This window comes from Roseateles asaccharophilus (genome assembly GCF_031458115.1).
Taxonomy (GTDB): Bacteria; Pseudomonadota; Gammaproteobacteria; order Burkholderiales; family Burkholderiaceae_C; genus Pelomonas; species Pelomonas asaccharophilus_A.
The window spans coordinates 127798-144623 of the sequence record NZ_JAVDXV010000011.1 but is presented as its reverse complement, the minus strand read 5'-3'; the positions used below and the strand labels follow the sequence as shown (position 1 = coordinate 144623).

At 68.1% G+C, this 16826-nt stretch carries 22 protein-coding genes; 10 read left to right on the top strand and 12 right to left on the bottom strand.

The features are described from left to right. Positions 1-3: 3 nt before the first annotated feature. A complete protein-coding gene (locus J2X21_RS24620; protein ID WP_310332782.1) occupies positions 4-1014 on the bottom strand; it encodes a hypothetical protein in 1011 nt (336 codons plus the stop codon). Between the two features lie 108 nt (positions 1015-1122). Further along, positions 1123-2484, bottom strand: coding sequence for an MFS transporter (locus tag J2X21_RS24615; RefSeq protein WP_310332781.1), 1362 nt, complete (start codon positions 2482-2484; stop codon positions 1123-1125). A gap of 71 nt (positions 2485-2555) precedes the next feature. On the opposite strand from J2X21_RS24615, the gene J2X21_RS24610 reads away from it, so the two are divergent. Both J2X21_RS24610 and queE read left to right on the top strand, forming a co-directional pair. Then, a complete protein-coding gene (locus J2X21_RS24610) occupies positions 2556-3650 on the top strand; it encodes a 6-carboxytetrahydropterin synthase (protein WP_310332779.1) in 1095 nt (364 codons plus the stop codon). Further along, positions 3647-4276 (top strand): 7-carboxy-7-deazaguanine synthase, encoded by a 630-nt coding sequence (queE, locus tag J2X21_RS24605; protein WP_310332778.1) that lies wholly within the window; start codon positions 3647-3649, stop codon positions 4274-4276. Before J2X21_RS24610 ends, queE begins: the two co-directional genes overlap by 4 nt. Before the next feature lie 4 nt (positions 4277-4280). On the opposite strand, the gene J2X21_RS24600 is transcribed toward queE, so the two are convergent. Together J2X21_RS24600 and J2X21_RS24595 are read right to left on the bottom strand one after the other, a co-directional pair. Then, positions 4281-4682: a hypothetical protein gene (locus tag J2X21_RS24600; protein ID WP_310332777.1), complete on the bottom strand. Its 402-nt coding sequence runs from the start codon at positions 4680-4682 to the stop codon at positions 4281-4283. A gap of 79 nt (positions 4683-4761) precedes the next feature. Next, positions 4762-5907, bottom strand: coding sequence for a GRAS family protein (locus J2X21_RS24595; RefSeq protein WP_310332776.1), 1146 nt, complete (start codon positions 5905-5907; stop codon positions 4762-4764). Between the two features lie 527 nt (positions 5908-6434). On the opposite strand from J2X21_RS24595, the gene J2X21_RS24590 reads away from it, so the two are divergent. Beyond that, positions 6435-6716: a TFIIB-type zinc ribbon-containing protein gene (locus J2X21_RS24590; RefSeq protein ID WP_310332775.1), complete on the top strand. Its 282-nt coding sequence runs from the start codon at positions 6435-6437 to the stop codon at positions 6714-6716. A gap of 4 nt (positions 6717-6720) precedes the next feature. Here J2X21_RS24590 and J2X21_RS24585 read toward each other — a convergent pair whose 3' ends face one another. The 4 genes from J2X21_RS24585 to J2X21_RS24570 all read right to left on the bottom strand — a co-directional run bounded on the left by J2X21_RS24585 (position 6721) and on the right by J2X21_RS24570 (position 9776). After that, on the bottom strand, positions 6721-7332 hold the full coding sequence (locus J2X21_RS24585) for a PH domain-containing protein (RefSeq protein ID WP_310332774.1): 612 nt from the start codon (positions 7330-7332) through the stop codon (positions 6721-6723). A 76-nt stretch (positions 7333-7408) separates the two neighbouring features. After that, complete coding sequence (locus J2X21_RS24580) at positions 7409-7804, bottom strand: hypothetical protein (protein WP_310332773.1); 396 nt, start codon at positions 7802-7804, stop codon at positions 7409-7411. Positions 7805-7913: 109 nt separating this feature from the next. Next, entirely contained in the window at positions 7914-8582 is a 669-nt protein-coding gene (locus tag J2X21_RS24575) for an OmpW/AlkL family protein (protein ID WP_310332772.1), read from the bottom strand. Between the two features lie 27 nt (positions 8583-8609). After that, positions 8610-9776: an SGNH/GDSL hydrolase family protein gene (locus J2X21_RS24570; RefSeq protein ID WP_310332771.1), complete on the bottom strand. Its 1167-nt coding sequence runs from the start codon at positions 9774-9776 to the stop codon at positions 8610-8612. A 371-nt stretch (positions 9777-10147) separates the two neighbouring features. Here J2X21_RS24570 and J2X21_RS24565 point away from each other — a divergent pair, with 371 nt between their 5' ends. The 3 genes from J2X21_RS24565 (at position 10148) to J2X21_RS24555 (ending at position 11739) form a co-directional block, all read left to right on the top strand. Continuing rightward, positions 10148-10462, top strand: coding sequence for a nucleotide pyrophosphohydrolase (locus J2X21_RS24565; protein ID WP_310332770.1), 315 nt, complete (start codon positions 10148-10150; stop codon positions 10460-10462). A gap of 9 nt (positions 10463-10471) precedes the next feature. Next, positions 10472-11125: a 3'-5' exonuclease gene (locus J2X21_RS24560; protein WP_310332769.1), complete on the top strand. Its 654-nt coding sequence runs from the start codon at positions 10472-10474 to the stop codon at positions 11123-11125. Positions 11126-11220: 95 nt separating this feature from the next. Next, positions 11221-11739, top strand: a complete 519-nt coding sequence (locus tag J2X21_RS24555) for a GNAT family N-acetyltransferase (RefSeq protein WP_310332768.1) — start codon at positions 11221-11223, stop codon at positions 11737-11739. Positions 11740-11804: 65 nt separating this feature from the next. Here the strand turns inward: J2X21_RS24555 and J2X21_RS24550 are convergent, their stop codons facing one another. Beyond that, the gene (locus J2X21_RS24550; RefSeq protein WP_310332767.1) at positions 11805-12569 is read right to left on the bottom strand and encodes a PEP-CTERM sorting domain-containing protein; all 765 of its coding nucleotides are present in this window, start codon (positions 12567-12569) and stop codon (positions 11805-11807) included. Positions 12570-12661: 92 nt separating this feature from the next. After that, on the bottom strand, positions 12662-13705 hold the full coding sequence (locus tag J2X21_RS24545) for a hypothetical protein (RefSeq protein WP_310332766.1): 1044 nt from the start codon (positions 13703-13705) through the stop codon (positions 12662-12664). A 115-nt stretch (positions 13706-13820) separates the two neighbouring features. Between J2X21_RS24545 and J2X21_RS24540 the strand changes: the two genes are divergently transcribed. The 4 genes from J2X21_RS24540 (at position 13821) to J2X21_RS24525 (ending at position 15871) form a co-directional block, all read left to right on the top strand. Then, positions 13821-14789 carry a helix-turn-helix transcriptional regulator gene (locus J2X21_RS24540; RefSeq protein WP_310332765.1) on the top strand — a complete coding sequence of 323 codons (969 nt, stop codon included), beginning with the start codon at positions 13821-13823 and terminating at the stop codon, positions 14787-14789. A gap of 94 nt (positions 14790-14883) precedes the next feature. Further along, a complete protein-coding gene (locus J2X21_RS24535; RefSeq protein WP_310332764.1) occupies positions 14884-15192 on the top strand; it encodes an ElaB/YgaM/YqjD family protein in 309 nt (102 codons plus the stop codon). Further along, a complete protein-coding gene (locus J2X21_RS24530) occupies positions 15189-15575 on the top strand; it encodes a phage holin family protein (RefSeq protein ID WP_310332763.1) in 387 nt (128 codons plus the stop codon). The genes J2X21_RS24535 and J2X21_RS24530 overlap by 4 nt, the downstream gene beginning before the upstream one ends. Then, entirely contained in the window at positions 15572-15871 is a 300-nt protein-coding gene (locus tag J2X21_RS24525) for a hypothetical protein (protein WP_310332762.1), read from the top strand. Before J2X21_RS24530 ends, J2X21_RS24525 begins: the two co-directional genes overlap by 4 nt. A gap of 3 nt (positions 15872-15874) precedes the next feature. On the opposite strand, the gene J2X21_RS24520 is transcribed toward J2X21_RS24525, so the two are convergent. Both J2X21_RS24520 and J2X21_RS24515 read right to left on the bottom strand, forming a co-directional pair. Next, positions 15875-16459, bottom strand: a complete 585-nt coding sequence (locus J2X21_RS24520) for a cob(I)yrinic acid a,c-diamide adenosyltransferase (protein WP_310332761.1) — start codon at positions 16457-16459, stop codon at positions 15875-15877. 68 nt (positions 16460-16527) lie between these two features. Next, positions 16528-16755 carry a hypothetical protein gene (locus J2X21_RS24515; protein ID WP_310332760.1) on the bottom strand — a complete coding sequence of 76 codons (228 nt, stop codon included), beginning with the start codon at positions 16753-16755 and terminating at the stop codon, positions 16528-16530. Positions 16756-16826 lie beyond the last annotated feature (71 nt).

Below are 16826 nucleotides of genomic sequence, written 5' to 3'. Positions count from 1 at the left end.
GCTTCAAGCGGGGCGAAAGCTCCACTTCAGGCGGATGTCCGCCTGACCCGAGCCGGCCGGTAGCCGGGCTTGGTCCTGTCCCTGGTCGCTGAGCCGGTTCAGCCGCTGCTGCAACCAGTCCTGCGCCTCCATCCAGCGCAAGCCCATGCGGCCTTCGTGGCGCTGCACGCGGCGGTTGCTTTCCTCGCGCGTGCGCACGCCTTGCACCTCCTGCGCCACCAGGCCCAGCGCTGTCCAGATGCGGCCGTTGCGGGTGTCCAGCACGACCTGCAGCGTGGGGCAGGGCGTGTCGTCGCGGCGCGTCTCGCTACCCTTGGCGGTCTCGGTGTAGCGCACGACGCCCTGCACGTCGTTGAAACTGCCTTCCACGCGCTCGTCCAGCGAGGCCGTCAGCTGCAGGCCGCAGTCGGTTGCGCCGGTGAACAGCAGATAGGGCGTGGCGGGTCCAACGTCCTCGGGCATGTCCACACCACCGCCGGCCTGGCGACGGGCCTGCGCCTGGCAGGCCTCGCGGGCCTTGCCTGCCGGCTGCTTCTCGCAGGCGGCCACGGCGTGGCCATAGGCCTGCAGGCGGCCCTGGGTCGAAGCCGGCATCGTCGCCGCCGTCAATGCCGTGGCTTCCCGCATCACGCAGGCGCTGTCCTGCCCGCAGCGCGCCTGCAGTGCCTGGGCCTTGGCCCGCATCGCGGCGATGTCGGGCATGGGCGCCATGGGTGCGGCTACCGCGCGCTGCTGTGCAGACTGCGCGGCCTCGAACTGGCGGCGGTGGTCTTCCGGATCCAGCGGGTTGTACGGGATGGGTGTGCCGTCGCTTTGCATCAACGCGCTGAGCTGCCAGCGCTGGGCGAGCTTCTGCTCGCCACGCTCGGCGCCGGCCTGGACGGCGCCCTGTCGCTGCAACTCGACATCCAGCAGCAGGCGGCGCTGCTGGAAGGTCTGCGCCTGGGCGGCATGGGCCAGCAGCCAGGAGGCGGCCAGCAGCAACAACGGCCTCTGCAATGAAGATCTGGTCATGATGAAGGAGCGGATTGCGATGACCGTCATCGTCGGCCGCGAGGCACGGGCGCGCATCGCCCAGGGGAGCCAGAGCGGCAGCCTCCGGACCATGGCTCCTTCAGGCCATCAGCGCCCTGCCTGCAGCGCCCGCGGGCTGATGACGGCCGCGGCCGCCGCCAGCGCGCAAGCCAGCATCAGCACCGGCAGCACCTGGCGCGTAGCCGGGTTGAACAGCAGGCCGGCGCCGCCCAGGGCCGCACTGCTGACCAGCGAGTCACTCAGTTGCAGCGACGAGGTGTTGGCGCCCTGCCGCTCGGGGGGCGACAGCTTCAGCAGCAGCACCGACAGCATGGGGAATGACAGGCCTATGCCCAGGCCCACGCCGGTCCAGCCCGCCAGCGCCAGCCAGGTGGGCAACGCCGGCACCGCAGCCGGCGCCATCACGACGGCCAATCCCAGTGCGGCCAGCGCAAAGCCCGAAGGCAGCAGCCGGCGCCGCGCCGCGTCGCGCTGCACGCGCGCCTGGATCGCGCTACCTATGCTCCACGTGACGGCGCCGGTGCTGAGCGCGATGCCGGCCTGCGTCAGGCTCCAGCCGAACTGCTGCGTCAGCAGCAGCGGCAAGAAGGCCTCGGCGCTGGCGAACGACGCGGCGATGAGGCCGCGCAGCAGCACCACGGTCGGCAGGCCACGGGCGGCCACCAGCGTGCCGGCCGGCAGCAGCCGGCGCGCGGCGACCAGCGCCAGCACGGCCCCGGCCGCGAACCACAGCAGCGCTTCGACGCCACCGCGCTGACTGGCGCCGTGCAGCATCAGCGCGCCGCCGCTGGCCAGCACGGCCCAGCGCAGCGCGCCCCATCGCAAGGCCTGGCCGGACCCGCTGCCCACGCGCTTCAGCGCCGGCAGCATCAGCGCCGCCGCCACCGGCACCGCCGCAGCGACGGCCAGGAACACCCAGCGCCAGCCGAACCACGTCACCAGGCCCGATGCCAGCGCCGGCCCCACGAGGCCGGGCACCACCCAGGCGCCGGCAAACATCGCGAACATCTTGGGATGCAGCGGTGCCGGCACGACCTGGCCCACGCCCACGTACAGCGCCACGCCCAGCACGCCGGTGCCCAGTCCTTGCAACGCGCGGCCCAGCACCAGCATGCCCATGGAGCTCGCGAAACCGGCCAGCAGCAGCCCCGCCAGGAAGGCCGCCAGCCCCAGCAGCGACGCGCGGTAGGGCCCGCGCTTGTCGCACAGCTGGCCGGCGACGGTCATGCCGATGACCGAGGTCGCCAGCGTCGCGCCGAAGGCCAGCGCATACAGCGGCAAGCCACCCAGCGCCTCGGCCACGGCCGGCATCGCGGTGGCGACGGCGATGGCCTCGAAGGCCAGCATGGAGATCAGCGCCACGGCGCCCACGCAGGCGGCGCTGCGGCCGGGGGCGAAGAGCTTGTCGTCGTGGATGGGGGCGGTGGTCACGGGGTCGGCAAGGTTCATGGCCCGAACACTAAAAGTTCAAGCGGACTTCAAGTCAAGCAGGGTTTGAAACCCCAAGGGACAATCGGGGGATGTCAGTTTCGGTCCTTCACTGCGCGTCCGCCGGCTTCGAGTCGGCCTGCCGCATTCCTGCACTACCCGCCTCGCACCGCAGCCACGGCCTGCACGGGCACAGCTATTTCGCCACGGTCCGCACGGCGCTGCCGGCCGGCTGGGCCGCGTTCCCTGGCGGCGAGGTCGAGGCGCTGCGCGCGCGCATGACCGAGACGGTCGCACCGCTGGATCATGCGCTGCTGAACGACTTTCTTCCCGAACCCACCGACGAGAACCTGGCGCGCTGGGTGCGCTCCCGGCTGAACGTGCCCGGCATCGTGCAGGTGGGTGTGCAGAGCACCACGCATTGCGGCGTGGACCTGGACGGCGCGGGCCACGCCCATGTGTGGCGGCGCTACCGCTTCCAGGCCGCGCACCAGTTGCCCAATGTGCCGGCCGGCCACCAATGCGGCCGCATGCACGGCCATGGCTTCGAGGTCATCCTGCATGCCAACGCCGACCTCGGCGAGCGCGACCTGTCCATCGACTACGACCACCTGGACGAAGTCTGGGCGCCACTGCACTTCGCACTGAACTACCGCTGCCTGAACGACATCGACGGCCTCGAGAACCCCACCAGCGAGAACATCTCGGCCTGGCTGTGGCAGCGGCTGAAGCCGCAGCTGCCGGAGCTGAGCTGGGTGACCGTCTACGAGACCGGCTCCAGCGGCGCCAACTTCAACGGCCAGAGCTACCGCATCTGGAAGGAGATGTCGCTGGACAGCGCCGTTCGCATGCGCCACGCGCCGGGCGGCCATCCGCTGGCGGGCATCCATGGCCACACCTTCACGCTGCGCCTGCACCTGGCCGCACCGCTGGACCAGGTGATGGGCTGGACGGTGGACTTCGGCGACGTGAAGAGCCTGTTCAACCCCATCTTCAAGCGGCTGGACCACCACCCGCTGTTCGAGATCGCCAACCTGCCGGATGGCGATGCGGCATCTCTGGCCGCCTGGGTGCTGCGCGAGGGCGGCACCGTGCTGCCGCAGATCGACCGCGTGGACATCTACGAGACGCGCGGCTCGGGCGCCATCGTCAGCCGGTGTGACTCGGAGGAGCTGATTCCGGTATGACCTACGCCGTCAAAGAACTGTTCTACACGCTGCAAGGCGAGGGCGCCCAGGCCGGCCGCGCGGCCGTGTTCTGCCGCTTCGCCGGCTGCAACCTGTGGACCGGCCGCGAGCAGGATCGCGCGACGGCCGTCTGCACCTTCTGCGACACGGACTTCGTCGGCACCGACGGCGAGGGCGGCGGCAAGTTCGCGACGGCCGATGCGCTGGCCGACACGATCGCCAAGGCCTGGCCGGGCGGAGGAAAACCGTATGTCGTCTGCACCGGCGGTGAGCCGCTGCTGCAGCTGGACACGCCGCTGATCGACGCGCTGCACGCGCGTGGCTTCGAGATCGCCGTGGAGACCAATGGCACGCAACCGGCGCCGCCGGGGTTGGACTGGATCTGCGTCAGCCCCAAGGCCGATGCGGAGCTGGTGCTGACCTCGGGTCACGAGCTGAAGCTGGTCTACCCCCAGCCACTGGCGATGCCGGAACGGTTCGCCGGGCTGGACTTCCAGAACTTCTTCCTGCAGCCCATGGACTCGGTGCTGCAACGCGAGCACACGAAGGCGGCGGTGGCCTACTGCATGGCGAATCCGCAGTGGAAGCTGTCGGTGCAGATGCACAAGGTGGTGGGCATCGCCTGATGCGTCAGGCCCGGCAGTAGCCCTCGCCTGGCTTCACGATCAGGCAGTCCTGCTTGTCGGCCAGCCACTTCATGCCGGTGTCCGCCCCATTGCCGGGCCGCAGTGTTTCGGTCGTGCCGTCGCGCAGGATCACCAGCGTGTCGCTGCCCGCCCTGGCGTCGAAGGTGCGCGGGCCATCGAGATTGCTGATCGTCACGCGATAGGCGCCGGGGCCGCCCGTGATGTCCAGGTAGGTGCCCTCAGGCCCCTGCCAGCGGCCCAGCCATGCGCTGGCAGTTTCAGGGGCGGACGCCGCCGCCGCGGATGCCGGCTGCAAGGGCGGCGTCGCCAGCGGCGGTTCGGACGGGCTGCACGCACACAGCGTGGCGGCGCAGGCCAGCAGGGTCATCAGAGGGCGTGAGTGCATGGCGATTCGAGGATGGCGGTCGGCGGCTCCAGTCTGATCGCCAGGCGCGTTGCCGCGTGTCGGAGAAGGTGCCGAGCGCTCAGTGAAGCGCGCGTTGCGGCCTCGCGCAGAACAGCGCCACGACCGGCTCGCCGCCCGCCTCCAGCGAGCAGTGATAGGCCCGGCGGCGCAACTGCACCGGCCCCTGCACGGCACCCACGGCGGCAGCGGCCTCATCGATCGCCACATCGAAACCCGCATCCGCCAGCCGGCGCAGCCACTGCGCGGCCGACTCATGCCGCTCGCTGCGGCGGCCCTCGGGCTGGCCGAGGATGTCGGCGATCTCGCGGCCGAAGAAGCCCGCCTTGAGTGCATCGCGGTCGGCCTGCGCCATGTCCAGCCGGTCCAGCGTGTCGAACACGGCGCTGAAATGCGCGAAGCAGTTGCGAAAGCGCGGGTAGAGCGCCGTTTCCAGGTGATCCACATCGGGCTCGGCCAGCACCAGCAGCGCCGGGTCCAGCGCGTGCAGGCGTTGCAGTACCAGCTGGCGCTGATCGCGACCCCGGCCATCGTCATTGATGTGGTGCAGCGCGAAGCTGGCGTTGATGACCACCGGCATCTCGGCACAGCTGGCGTGGATCTGCGCCCATTGCAGCTCGGTCAGCGCCTCGACGCTGCCCAGCAGCGGCAACACACGGATCGTGAGGCCCGACTCTTGCGCCGCCTGTTCCAGCTGCTGCCGCGCCATCTGCAGCGCGGCCTCGGCCGGCTCAATGCCGATGACGGTCAGCTCGCGCAGGCCCTGCGCGGCCAGCGTGGGCAGCAGTTGCAACACCTGCCGGCCGGTGCCGATGCCGACATCGATCAGCGCGGCGCGCTGGGTGCCGCGGCAGGCATGGGCGATGGCCTGGTTGCAGACCGTCGTGGCCAGGCCCACGAAGGGCAGCGCACGGCCCAGTAGGTTGAACAGCTCGATCTGGGTCCGCTCGTAGCGGCGCAGGTAGAGGTTGGCCTCGGCGGCCGTGCGCCCCTCCAGCCGCTGGGCCAGCGCGGCGCCGAATACATAGAGGCCCACGTGGCGCGGATCGCCGGACTGCTGAACGCTGTTCAGCCACTGCTGCAGTTCGCCACGCGCGCTCGGGCTGCCGGCCTCGACGGCGCGCGCCAGGCGGTGCAGTTCCTCGATCTGGGCGTAGTGGCGGGCGCCGTGGCGCAGGCGGAGCGGGGTGGTGGTGACGAGTTGCATGGCGGGCATCCGAGGGTAGAAGGAATGCCCGTCAGTGTGGGAACGCCGCGTTTCAATGTGACTGCGCCGACACCCGCCGTTGACTGCATTTGTTGCAGCGCGCTGAAACGATTGAAACCCGCGCGACCTACCTGCGTGTCGAGAGCGCTTTTGCCAGGCCGCCTACCGCGATCAAGCCGACGCACGCTCCAAGGCACAACCCATAGATGCCATGCAGCAGCACCGAAAACCCGGCGCCCGGGCCGGGCTCCGAAACATCGCTCACCGGCCACCAGAGACCGAAGAATCCGCCAGCCACAGTGACCAGCGTCCAGACAAGGACGTAGAGGACTCCTCTGAGCGCTCCTTGCGCTGCCGGGTGCATTACAGAAGCCTCCTGTCGGGCAATTCATAGAACATGTTCGAACGCATATCGGGACTGGTCGTCGTCAGGATCACTACGGTATTCCTTGAAGGATGCTTCCGATTTGTCACGCCATCAAGGATGGCGATTCGCGTACAACCTCCACCACTCAAGGAGTACCGCCATGAAATGTCCCGTTTGCCCCGACGCCACGCTGCTGATGTCCGACCGCCAGGGCGTGGAAATCGACTACTGCCCGAGCTGCCGAGGCGTCTGGCTGGACCGCGGCGAACTGGACAAGCTGATCCAGCTGTCCGCCGGCCAGCCATCGCAGCCGCAGGCCGGTGTGCCGCAGCAGCGGCAGATGCCGCCCCAGGGCCGGCGCGATTTCCAGGACTCCGACTACGGCAAGCACCACGGCGGGCACTACCGCAAGAAGTCCTGGCTGAGCGACTTCTTCGATTGAACGTTCAGTTCTGGATGTAGCGCTCAAACACGCCGCCGTAGTCCTTGCGGCTGAGTTTGTCCAGCACCACGCTGTTCACCGTGTTCAGCAGCGACATGTAGTGGCGGCTGACCTGTTCCTCGCTGACCTCGTGGCCCAGCTTGAACATCTGGCCGGTGACGCCCAGGCACTGCATGGAGATCTGGCGCGCCTGTTCTTCGCGCTCCTGCAGCTTGCCGATGCTGTGCAGCGCCTTGTAGAGGTCCTTCAGCTGCTCGATGAAGTTCTTGCGCACGTCGATGCTGAAGGGTGCGCCGTCGCCGATGTTGAACTTGATCTCGACGTCCATGTCGATGGTGCCGGCGGTTTCCAGCGTGACATGACTGATGCGGTGGCTCAGGTAGTCGTAGCGCTTGATGACGCGCTTGGACGACACGGCCGACTCGCCGTCCACATGCACCAGCGCGAGGTTGGTGAAGCAGTACTCGTCCTTCTTGGACTTGATGAGGAAGAAGATCTTCTCGCCGTCCTCGCTGAACAGGTAGTCGTCGGCATCGACCTTGTTGAAGTCGGACGCCGGCACGATGACGCCGATGTCACTGAGGCCCAGGGCCTCGGAAGCCAGTTTCTTGAACATCGCTCACTCCACGGGAGAAGGGGAGGCGCGAGTTTGCTCCCACCGGCCACCGCCGTTCAGGGGAATATGAACAGGCTCAGGTCGAAGGCGCGTCACGCCGGCGCAGCAGCGGGCTCCTGGCCATCCACACCAGCAGCAGAAAGGCCAGGCAGGCCAGCAGCGCGCAGGCGAGTTCGGTGCCGCTGGGCGGCAGGATGAGGATGAAGCCCTTGCCCTTGATCAGCGACGAGAAGCTGGACACGCAGAACGGCATCGCGAACAGTCGGAAGGTCTGCCAGCGGTCGGGCTTGCGCACCGGCCCCTGCGCGACGCTGAGCATCAGCGCGATGCCGATGACCATGCTGATGCCGGCCGAGTTCAACCAGAGACGCCAGGACGGGTCGAAGTGGAAGCACACCGTCGTGCACCACCAGATCAGGTAGCACCACAGCACCATCCTGCCTTTCGGCAGGTCCGCCAGGTATCGAATCATGGGCAGCCGCTCCGTTGAGAACCCGCGATTCGAAGCAGCTTGCGTGCCAAAAGAAAAGGGAGCCCCTCGGGGCTCCCTTGGCAAGACGACCGGCGCGCAGCGCCGGGATTCAGAACCGGTAGCCGATGCTGAACTTGACGCAGACCGGGTCCAGCGTCGTCTCGATGGTCTGGCCGGTGGACAGGCTGCCGGTGGTCTTGATGAAGGTCTTGGTGACCGACAGGCTGGTGGACCATTCCTTGGTCACGTTGTAGCCGGCACCGACTTCCAGCGTGGGGCCCAGGCGGCTCTTCATGGACAGCGTGGTGGGGTTGCTGGGCGTGCCGCCGGTGATGCCGGACAGCACGGCCGTTGCGCGCGGCTTGAAGAAATAGCCGTAGGTCAGGCCGGCGCCCACGAAGGGACGCAGGCTGCTGTTGGCGTCGCCGAAGCGGTACTGGGCCAGCAGCGTCATGGGCAGCGCCTTGACCGTGCCCAGCTTGCCGACACCGTCGATGGCGCCGGCGCCGACCACGTCATGCTTGAACGGCCCGCCGATGGGCAGGTCGATGCTGATGTTGTCGGTCCAGTAGTAGGTGATGCCGCCGACGAAGGCGCTGGCCTTCTTCACGTCGACCTTGGTGCCCGGCAGGCTGGGCGCGGTCAGGTCACCGCTTTCAACCTGAGGCTGGATCTGCACGCCGCCGCCGTAGACGACGAAGCTGCCGGCCGACTGCGCCAGCGCGCTGCCCGAGAGGCACAGGGTTGCAACGGCACCGAGGAGGATCTTGGTTTTCATGTGGAGTCTCCGAATGCGTGCCGTGGTTTAGAGCCAGCCCTTGGTGGACAGTGCCTTGGCGATGAGTTGCTGGGTCAGCTGGTGGCCGTACAGCGTGGGGTGGAAGCTGTCGGCGAAGGCGTAGGTCTTCCACCAGTCGGCACCACCGGTCGCGCCGGCCGGCGGCGCGGCGGACAGCGCCGTGGCCGTGCAGGTCGGGAAGTTGTAGGTGGGCAGGCCGTCGCTGCCGACACCGGAAATGGGGCAGGCCGGCGTCTTCACGTTGGTCAGCGAGAACTGCGCGGGCATGGCCACCTGGTCCTGGAAGGCCGTGTAGAAGTCCACCAGCACGACGCTGTCGTTGCCGGCCAGCTTGGCCGCAAGCTGCGTGTTGTAGGCCTTCATCCAGCCCTGGAATAGTGCTTGCGACTGCGCGCGCGCCGTGGCGCCGGCGGTGCCGCCGCCGCTGGCCGCGGCGATGCCGTCCAGCACCATCTGAAAGCGCGGCGTGAACGTGATATCGGGGATGTTCAGCACGACGACGTGCTTGGCACCCTTGTCCAGCACGTTGGTCTTGATGGAGGCGTAGAACTTGTCGGCCAGCGCGGCCATGTAGGTGCCGCCGATCTGGGCCGTGGTCGAGGCGCCACCGGCCAGTGCCGTCTGGATCTGCGCGGGCGTCAGCAGCGTGCCCAGCAGGCCGCTGTAGGCCGCGGCGCTGTCGCGCGGGATGGTCAGGTAGGCGCCCACCAGGTCCGCCGCGTCATTGCCGCCGCCGTCGATGAGGACCAGGTCGCTGGCCGAGTAGCTGCCGGCCGCGGCGTAGGTCGCCATCTGCGTGCCAATGTTCAGCGGGTTGGCTGCGCCGCCGGCGCCGGTGTAGGTGATGCGGCCGCCGCCGATGGAGAAGTTGGTGCAGCCCGCCTTGCTGTTGGGCGCGAAGGTCGTGCCCGTGAAGGTGAAGAAGTTGCACAGCGTCTGGCCGTAGCCGGCGGCGATGCGCTCGGCATAGATCAGGTTGTCGGCGCTCTGGACGGTGAACTTGTAGCCGAAGGTGCCGCTGTCCTGCAGGCTGTCGCCGAAGACCTTGACCGAGGAGATGGCCAGCTTGGGCGTGGTGTCGGCACTGGAGCCGCCGCCACCGCAGCCGGCCAGCAGCAGGCCGCCCAACAACGCCACCGACGCAGCGGCGATCCGGGTGAGGAAGGGTTTCATTGTTGTCTCCTTGGCGACACCGGCGAAGCGGTGCTTTCACAAATACGAGGGAGGGCAACTCTAGCCGCTGGGCTGCCCGTTGCCGTTGCGTTTTGCCACGCCTCTCTAGTAAAGAAGGTCTAGAGCACGCAGAGCAAGTCTGTGGATGGCGCTGGGACAACCTCACAGATATCCACAGGCCTAGGCTCCTTGGCGAAGTTGTTCCCAAAACCGGACGCCGTGATCCCGGGTCTGGCGCACAGGCTTGTGCGGCAGGCAAATGATTGCTGCTCTTCAGGTTTTTGCGCTTGTCCACAGCGCGGGCCGCCCGCTACTACAACGACTACTTTGAAATCTTGAATACAGTCTTTAATACATAGGACAGCTTTTCCATGGACATCTCCTTCCTGCAGCAGCGTCTGCGCCGCTTCGCTGCCGACCGCGACTGGCAGCCCTACCAGACACCCAAGAACCTAGCGATGGCCATGACGGTGGAAGCCGCCGAGCTGCTGGAGATCTTTCAGTGGCTGACGCCGGAGCAGTCGTTGGCACTCAATGACGACCAGCGCCGCCATCTCGGCGAGGAGTTGTCGGACGTGCTGCTGTACCTGCTGCAGATCGCCGACCACGGTGGCGTGGACCTGGAAGCCGCGGTGGAACGCAAGCTCGCGATGAACGCGGTCAAACATCCACCACTGAGGTCTTGAGGAATGGGTTTGCAGACCATCGCTGTCGTCGACTTCGAGACGACCGGACTGGGCCCGACCACGGGCGGCCGTGCCACCGAAATCGCGGCCGTGCTGGTGCGGGGTGACGAGATCGTCGACCGCTGGGCCAGCCTGATGAACAGCGGCGCCTGGGTGCCGCCGCAGATCCAGGCCCTGACCGGCATCACGAACGAGATGCTGGCCACGGCACCCGACTCGGCCAGCGTCATGGGCGAGCTGGCCCGTTTCACGGCCGGCTGTCCGCTGGTGGCGCACAACGCCAGCTTCGACCGCGGTTTCTGGCAGGCCGAGATGCAACGCGCGGGATTGGCACCCGATCCGGCGCATGAGTTCGCGTGCACGGTGCTGCTGTCGCGCCGGTTGTGGCCGGAGTCCAAGGGTCATGGCCTGGGCGAGATGGTGCGCTTCCACGGCCTGGCCTTCGCGGGCCGTGCCCACCGCGCGATGGCTGATGCGCTGGTGACGGCGGAGTTGTTACTGAAGGTCAGGGCCGAAGTCGCGCAGCGCTTTGCGCTCGATCTGGGCGGCATGGAGGTCGATCATGCGCTGCTGTCAACGCTGCAGCGCACGCCGCTGCGCTGGTTGCGGCGCGGCTTGGTGGAGCATGTGAAGGCGCAGCGGCAAGAAATCGCGGTTGCTTGAGCGGATAAAAAAACTCTGTCAAGAGCGGCTTGCACGCGCAAGGGCAATCAAAATCTCGCCCTTTCGTCCCCGCGTTTCCGCTCAAGAAGAATTCCATGTCCGTGATCCAGGTTCGCCCCGCCACCCTGCGCGATGCCAAGGCCATCGCCGAGATCCACGTCGCCAGCAGCCAGGATGCCTACAAGGACCTGCTGCCGCCCGCCGCGCTGGATGCGATGTCGGTGCAGAAGCGCCAAGCTTTCTGGCGTGAAGCCATCGACCTGTGCGAGCCGCAAGTGATCGTGGCCCATCTGGACAACAAGATCATGGGCTTCGCCGGCTTCGACCGCTCGCGCGACAAGGGCACACCGGCCACCACCGGCGAGGTCTGGGCGCTGTTCGCCAGCCCCGAGCATCTCGACAAGGGCGTCGGCCTGGCGTTGTGGGATGCCACGCGCGATGGTCTGCAGGAAGAAGGCTGCACCAAGGCCACGCTGTGGTGCTACCTGCGCAACGAGCGCGCACTGCGCTTCTTCGAACTGGCCGGCTTCAAGCGCGAGCTGGGCAGCGCCCGCACGACCGAAGTGGGCGGCGCCCGCGTCGAAGAGATCCGCCTGTTCCGCTCGCTGGTCTGAAGCCGGCGCGAGACGTCAGCAAAAAAGCGCCCCGCGGGGCGCTTTGCTTTTGAGCGTCGGGGTTTTCAGCCGCGGCGGCGGCGCGCGACCCAGCCCACGGCCAGCAGGCCGCTGAGCATCAGCGCATAGGTCTGCGGTTCGGGCACGGCGGTCACGGCGAAGGCGGTGGTGTTGGGCACCACGCCGGCATAGCTGCCGTTGTCGGGGTTGGTCGTCCAGTTCGCGATGTTGCCGACCAGCGGCTTGTAGGCGGCGAAGCTGGCCTGGCCCGAACGGATACCGGTGTACTCCTCGTACTCGGCACCACCGCCCAGCGCGATCGCGCCGTTGCCGATGGACAGACCGGTGTTGGTCAGCAGGCCCGACGTGGTCGCGCCGGTGAAGGCCGTCGTCGTGATGGCGGCCAGGAAGCTGGGCGTGCCGGTGGCCGAGCTGGCGGTGTAGGCGTAGACCGAATCCTCGCTGGCGCTCAGGCCGAAGTTGCTGCTGCCCGAGACCGAAGCGCGGCTCAGCGTGCCCAGCGTGGACGACAGCGTGCTCGCGTCGTCGATGTTCTGGAAGCGGATCACCGTGCCAGCCGCGATGGTGGAGCCGCCGCTGACCCAGCGGTGGTAGCTCTCGCCGGTGTTGAAGGCCGAACCGTTCCACTCGTTGTCGGTGAAGTAGATCGTCGTGTTGGCGGCGATGTCGACGAAGGTCACCAGGGCCCAGCCGTCTTCGTCGGCGTTGAGGGCGGTGAACGCGATGTCGCCGGCGCCGAGGGCGGCCACGGCGCTGTGCGAGACGAGGGCCGCGGCAGCGGCGGCGGTCAGGGCGAGGTAGTGTTTCATCGGAGGCTCCGGTTCAGACGAAGCGCACTGTCCGGCGACGCGATGAAGCCGCCGTGACAGGCTTTAACCGGCAGCCCCCGCGCCCGCGGGGGTCAGGCCGCGTAGCCGCCGGTGGCCAGCGCCCAGCCGTCGGTCGCGTCGTCGTGGCGCTGCACGTGCACCGGGCTGAGCTTCTTGGCAGCCGCGCGCTCGACCAGCGCCTCGGCCTGTTCCGGCGTCAGCTGCAGCGCGAAGCGGGTCCAGCGCTTCATGACCAGCGGCATCGCCCACGCGTCCTCCAGCGCCCAGCGGATCTCATGCGGCTGCTGCAGCTCGGCGGCCGCCAACACGCGCGGTGCCAGCGCCAGCAGGAAGCGGTTGAAGTCGCTGCGCAGCGTGTCGGTGGGCAGCAGCGCTTCCAGCCGCGCCAGGCGGGCGCTCCAGCCGGGCGTCGCCAGTTGGCGCGTGACCAGCGCCTGCAGCGCCTGGATGGGGTTGAACAGGCGCAACCGGTTGGGCGGCAGCACACGCATGGGGATCTGCGCGGCTTCCTTATGGCTCAGCGGCGTGACGAAGCTGGTCAACACGCTCAGGCGCTCCCATTCGGCATCAAGCAGGCCGCCAATGCGGGTGATGGGGCCGGCGGCACAGCTGTCGGCCAGGTCGCGCAACTGCGCCATCGCGCGGCTGCCCTTGGCCTTGTTGGCGCGGCGGCTCATGACGGCCAGGTTGCCCGCGGCATAGCCGGCGTCGTCACGCACGCGGTCGATGCTGCGGTTGTCGTCGCCCAGCAGCTCGCGGGTGACGGGGCAGTGGCTCACTTCCAGCTGGCCCAGGTGGTGGGGCGTGACCAGCATGTCCTCGAAATGGCGGCCGCGTGCCCAGGCATGGGTGCGCAGCGACAGCCACAGCTCCACCTGCGGGCTGGCGGGAGCGCGCACCGCGCGGCTGCGGGCCGCCATCCAGCCGCGCTGCAGCGGCGACTGCGGGTACAGATGGGCGATGGGCGGCGTGATGCCGTGCAGGGCGTGGTCGCGGCCCAGGGCCAGGCCCACGCGCTCGTGCGCGCTGATGGAGGCCGGTGCGTCGTCCATGTCCAGGTCGTACTGGACAAGGGCGGGCTGGATGGAGATCTGGGTGTTGAAGACGGCTTGCATGGTCGGGCTCCTGGGTAGAGAGGCCTGGGCTTGGATTTGCTGGCCTTGCAAGCAGTTTGTGAGCGAGCTAGCTCATGAGATGATCCACCGCGAAAACACTGTAAATATTTTCAGCATGGACCGCACCGAACGCTTCTACAAGATCGAGGCCCTGATCCGCAGCCGGGGCTGCATCAGCTTTGCGAACCTGCTGGAGGCGTTGGAGGTGTCGCCTGCCACGCTCAAGCGCGACCTGGCCTATCTGCGCGAAAGGCTGGATGCCCCCATCGAGTACGACGCCGGCGAGAACGGCTACCGCTTCGGCCAGCAGTGGCGCGGCGGCAAGCACGAGCTGCCGGGCGTGTGGTTCAACGAGGCGGAGCTCCACGCGCTGTTGACCATGCAGCAGATGCTGGCCGGGCTGGACGAGCAAGGCGTCGTGGGCCGGCACCTGCAGCCCATGTTCGACAAGATCACCGGCATGCTGGGCGTGGATGCCGCCGAGGCGGACGAGCTGCGCCGGCGCGTGCGGCTCATCGGCACCGCACGGCGGCGCATGGCCAGCGAGGCCTTTGAGACGGTGGGCAGCGCGGTCGTGAAGCGCCGCCGCCTGGCCATCCGCTACCGCAAGAAGAAGACCGGCGAGAGCAGCGAGCGCGAGGTGTCGCCCCAGCGCCTCGTGCACCACCGCCATGCCTGGTACCTGGATGCCTGGTGCCATGCAAGCGACGGCTACCGCCGCTTCGCGCTGGACGGCATCGAGAGCGCCGCGCTTCTGGACGCGGAAGCCCGGGCCGTGCCGCTTGCCGAACTCGAGGGCGAGCTGGACCAGGGCTACGGCATCTTCGCCGGCGGCACGCCGCGCGAGGCCGAGCTGGTGTTCAGCGCCGAGACCGCGGCCTGGGTGTCGCGCGAGGAATGGCACCCGGCGCAGCGCAGCGAATTCCTGCCCGATGGCCGCTGGCGCTTGTGCCTGCCCTATGTGGACGACACCGAGCTGCTGATGGACCTGTTGCGCCATGCGGGACAGGTGGAGGTGGTCGCTCCTCAGCCCTTGCGCGAGGCCTTTGCGCAGCGGCTGCGGCAGGCTGTCGCGTCCTTGTAGGACAAGCCCGCTTCATGCGTGGGGGGTCATGTCATGCCCGGGTCAAAAGGGTTAGGCTGCATGCGTGTATGACCCATTTCTATAGGAGCCCGTGATGAGCGATACCACCCTGGCAAAGGAAAAACTGGCGTCGGATTTTCGTGCCGTGATGGACGACATTGACGCGCTGATGACGGCCACTGGCAACCAGGCCGAAGGCGAGGTCAAGGCCTTGCGCGCCCGCATCCGCGAACGCCTGGACGGCGCCAAGGAACGCCTGCTGGACGCGCAGCACGAAGCCGTCGAGCGCGCCAAGGCTGCCGCCACCGCGACCGATGACTATGTGCACGCCAAGCCCTGGCAATCCATCGGTGTGGCCGCTGCCGTGGCCTTGGCCGTCGGCGTCTTGATCGGTCGCCGTTGAGCGACACCAAGGAACCCGTCTCCGCGCCGCTGCGGCGGCTCGGGGTCTCGTTGCTGACGCTGACGCGCATCCGGCTCGAGCTGCTGGCCATCGAGGCCCAGGAAGAGAAGGAGCGCATCGCCAGCCTGCTGATCTGGGCCGTCGTCGCGGCTCTGCTGGCCGGTTTCGGCCTGCTGTTGCTCGTGCTGTGGGTCACGGTGGCGCTGTGGGACAGCTACCGGCTGCTGGCCGTGGGCATTGCCGCGTTGCTGTTGCTCGGCGCGGCCGTCGCCGCCGTCATCAAGGTGAGGCGCCTCTTGGCCCAACCCGCCTCGTTGTTCCAGGCCAGCATTGGCGAACTGCGCGCCGACGCCGATGCGCTGCGGCGCAAGCCCGGACCATGATCCCGCGCATTCCCGACGATCCGCGCCAGCGCGCCCAGCGCAAGGCCAACCTGCTGCTGGCGTCCGAGCTGATGCGGGGTCAGGCGAACCTGGCCTTCGACGACATTGGTGGCCGTGCCGATGGCTGGGTCCACCGGCTGCAGTGGATCAGGGGCGTGTTCTCGCAACCGGCGGTACTGGCCGCCGCCAGTGGTGGCGCGGCCTTCTTTGCGACGGCCGGCAAGCAGCGCCGCGGCAAGCTGCTGTCCATGCTGCGCTGGGGCTGGCTGGCGTGGCGTTTGTTGCGCCAGCGCTGAGCCTCAGTTCTCGGCGGCGTCCAGCCGCTTCATGCGCTCGCTCTGCCAATAGACATCGTCACCGCCCAGCCCGTCCAGGTTGGCGCGGTTCAGCACGCGGGCCAGCACGAACAGCAGATCGGACAAGCGGTTCAGGTACTGCCGCGGTGCGGCGCGGATGGACTCGGTGGCCGCCAACGTGATGACCGCGCGCTCGGCGCGGCGCGCGATGGTGCGGCACACATGGGCGATGGCCGCGCTTCTCGTGCCGGCCGGCAGGATGAATTCCTTGAGCCGCGGCAGGTGCTCGTTGTAGTGCTCCAGCGCCTCGTCCAACCGCAGCACGGCGGCCTCCTTCAACAGCTCGCCGCCGGGCCAGGACAGCTCGCCACCCAGGTTGAACAGCTCGTGCTGGATGGTGATGAGCAGGTCGCGGATGTCATCGGGCAGCGGCTCGGCCAGCAGCAGGCCCAGGTTGGAGTTCAGCTCATCGACGTCGCCCATGGCCTGCACACGCAGATGGTCCTTGGGCACGCGGCTGCCGTCGGAGAGGCCGGTGGTGCCGTCGTCGCCGGTGCGGGTGGCGATTTGTGAAAGGCGATTGCCCATGGTGGATGCGGGTCTGTATTCGGACCCGTCATCCTGCCTGAACTCAGCGATGCGCCGGCGGCATGCACTCAGTGTCTTCGGCCGCTGCGGTGGAACGCCGGTTTGTGTTGGGGCGCATCGTGCGGGCGGAACCCCTGCGTGGGTGTCCAGCGCGGCGCGGGCGGCGCGTCGTGCGGTGGTGGCGGACCGCGGAAGATGTCGCGCCAACGCGCGGTCAGCAGGTCGAAGCGCACGGCACCGAACAGGATCAGCACGGCGGCGGCAATCAACAACAGCCAGGTCAGTGTGGGGTCCATGCAGGTCTCCCGAAACGCTGTCAGCCCATGCTGTCACTGCCGCGGGCCCGCTGCAAGACAATCTTGGCAAT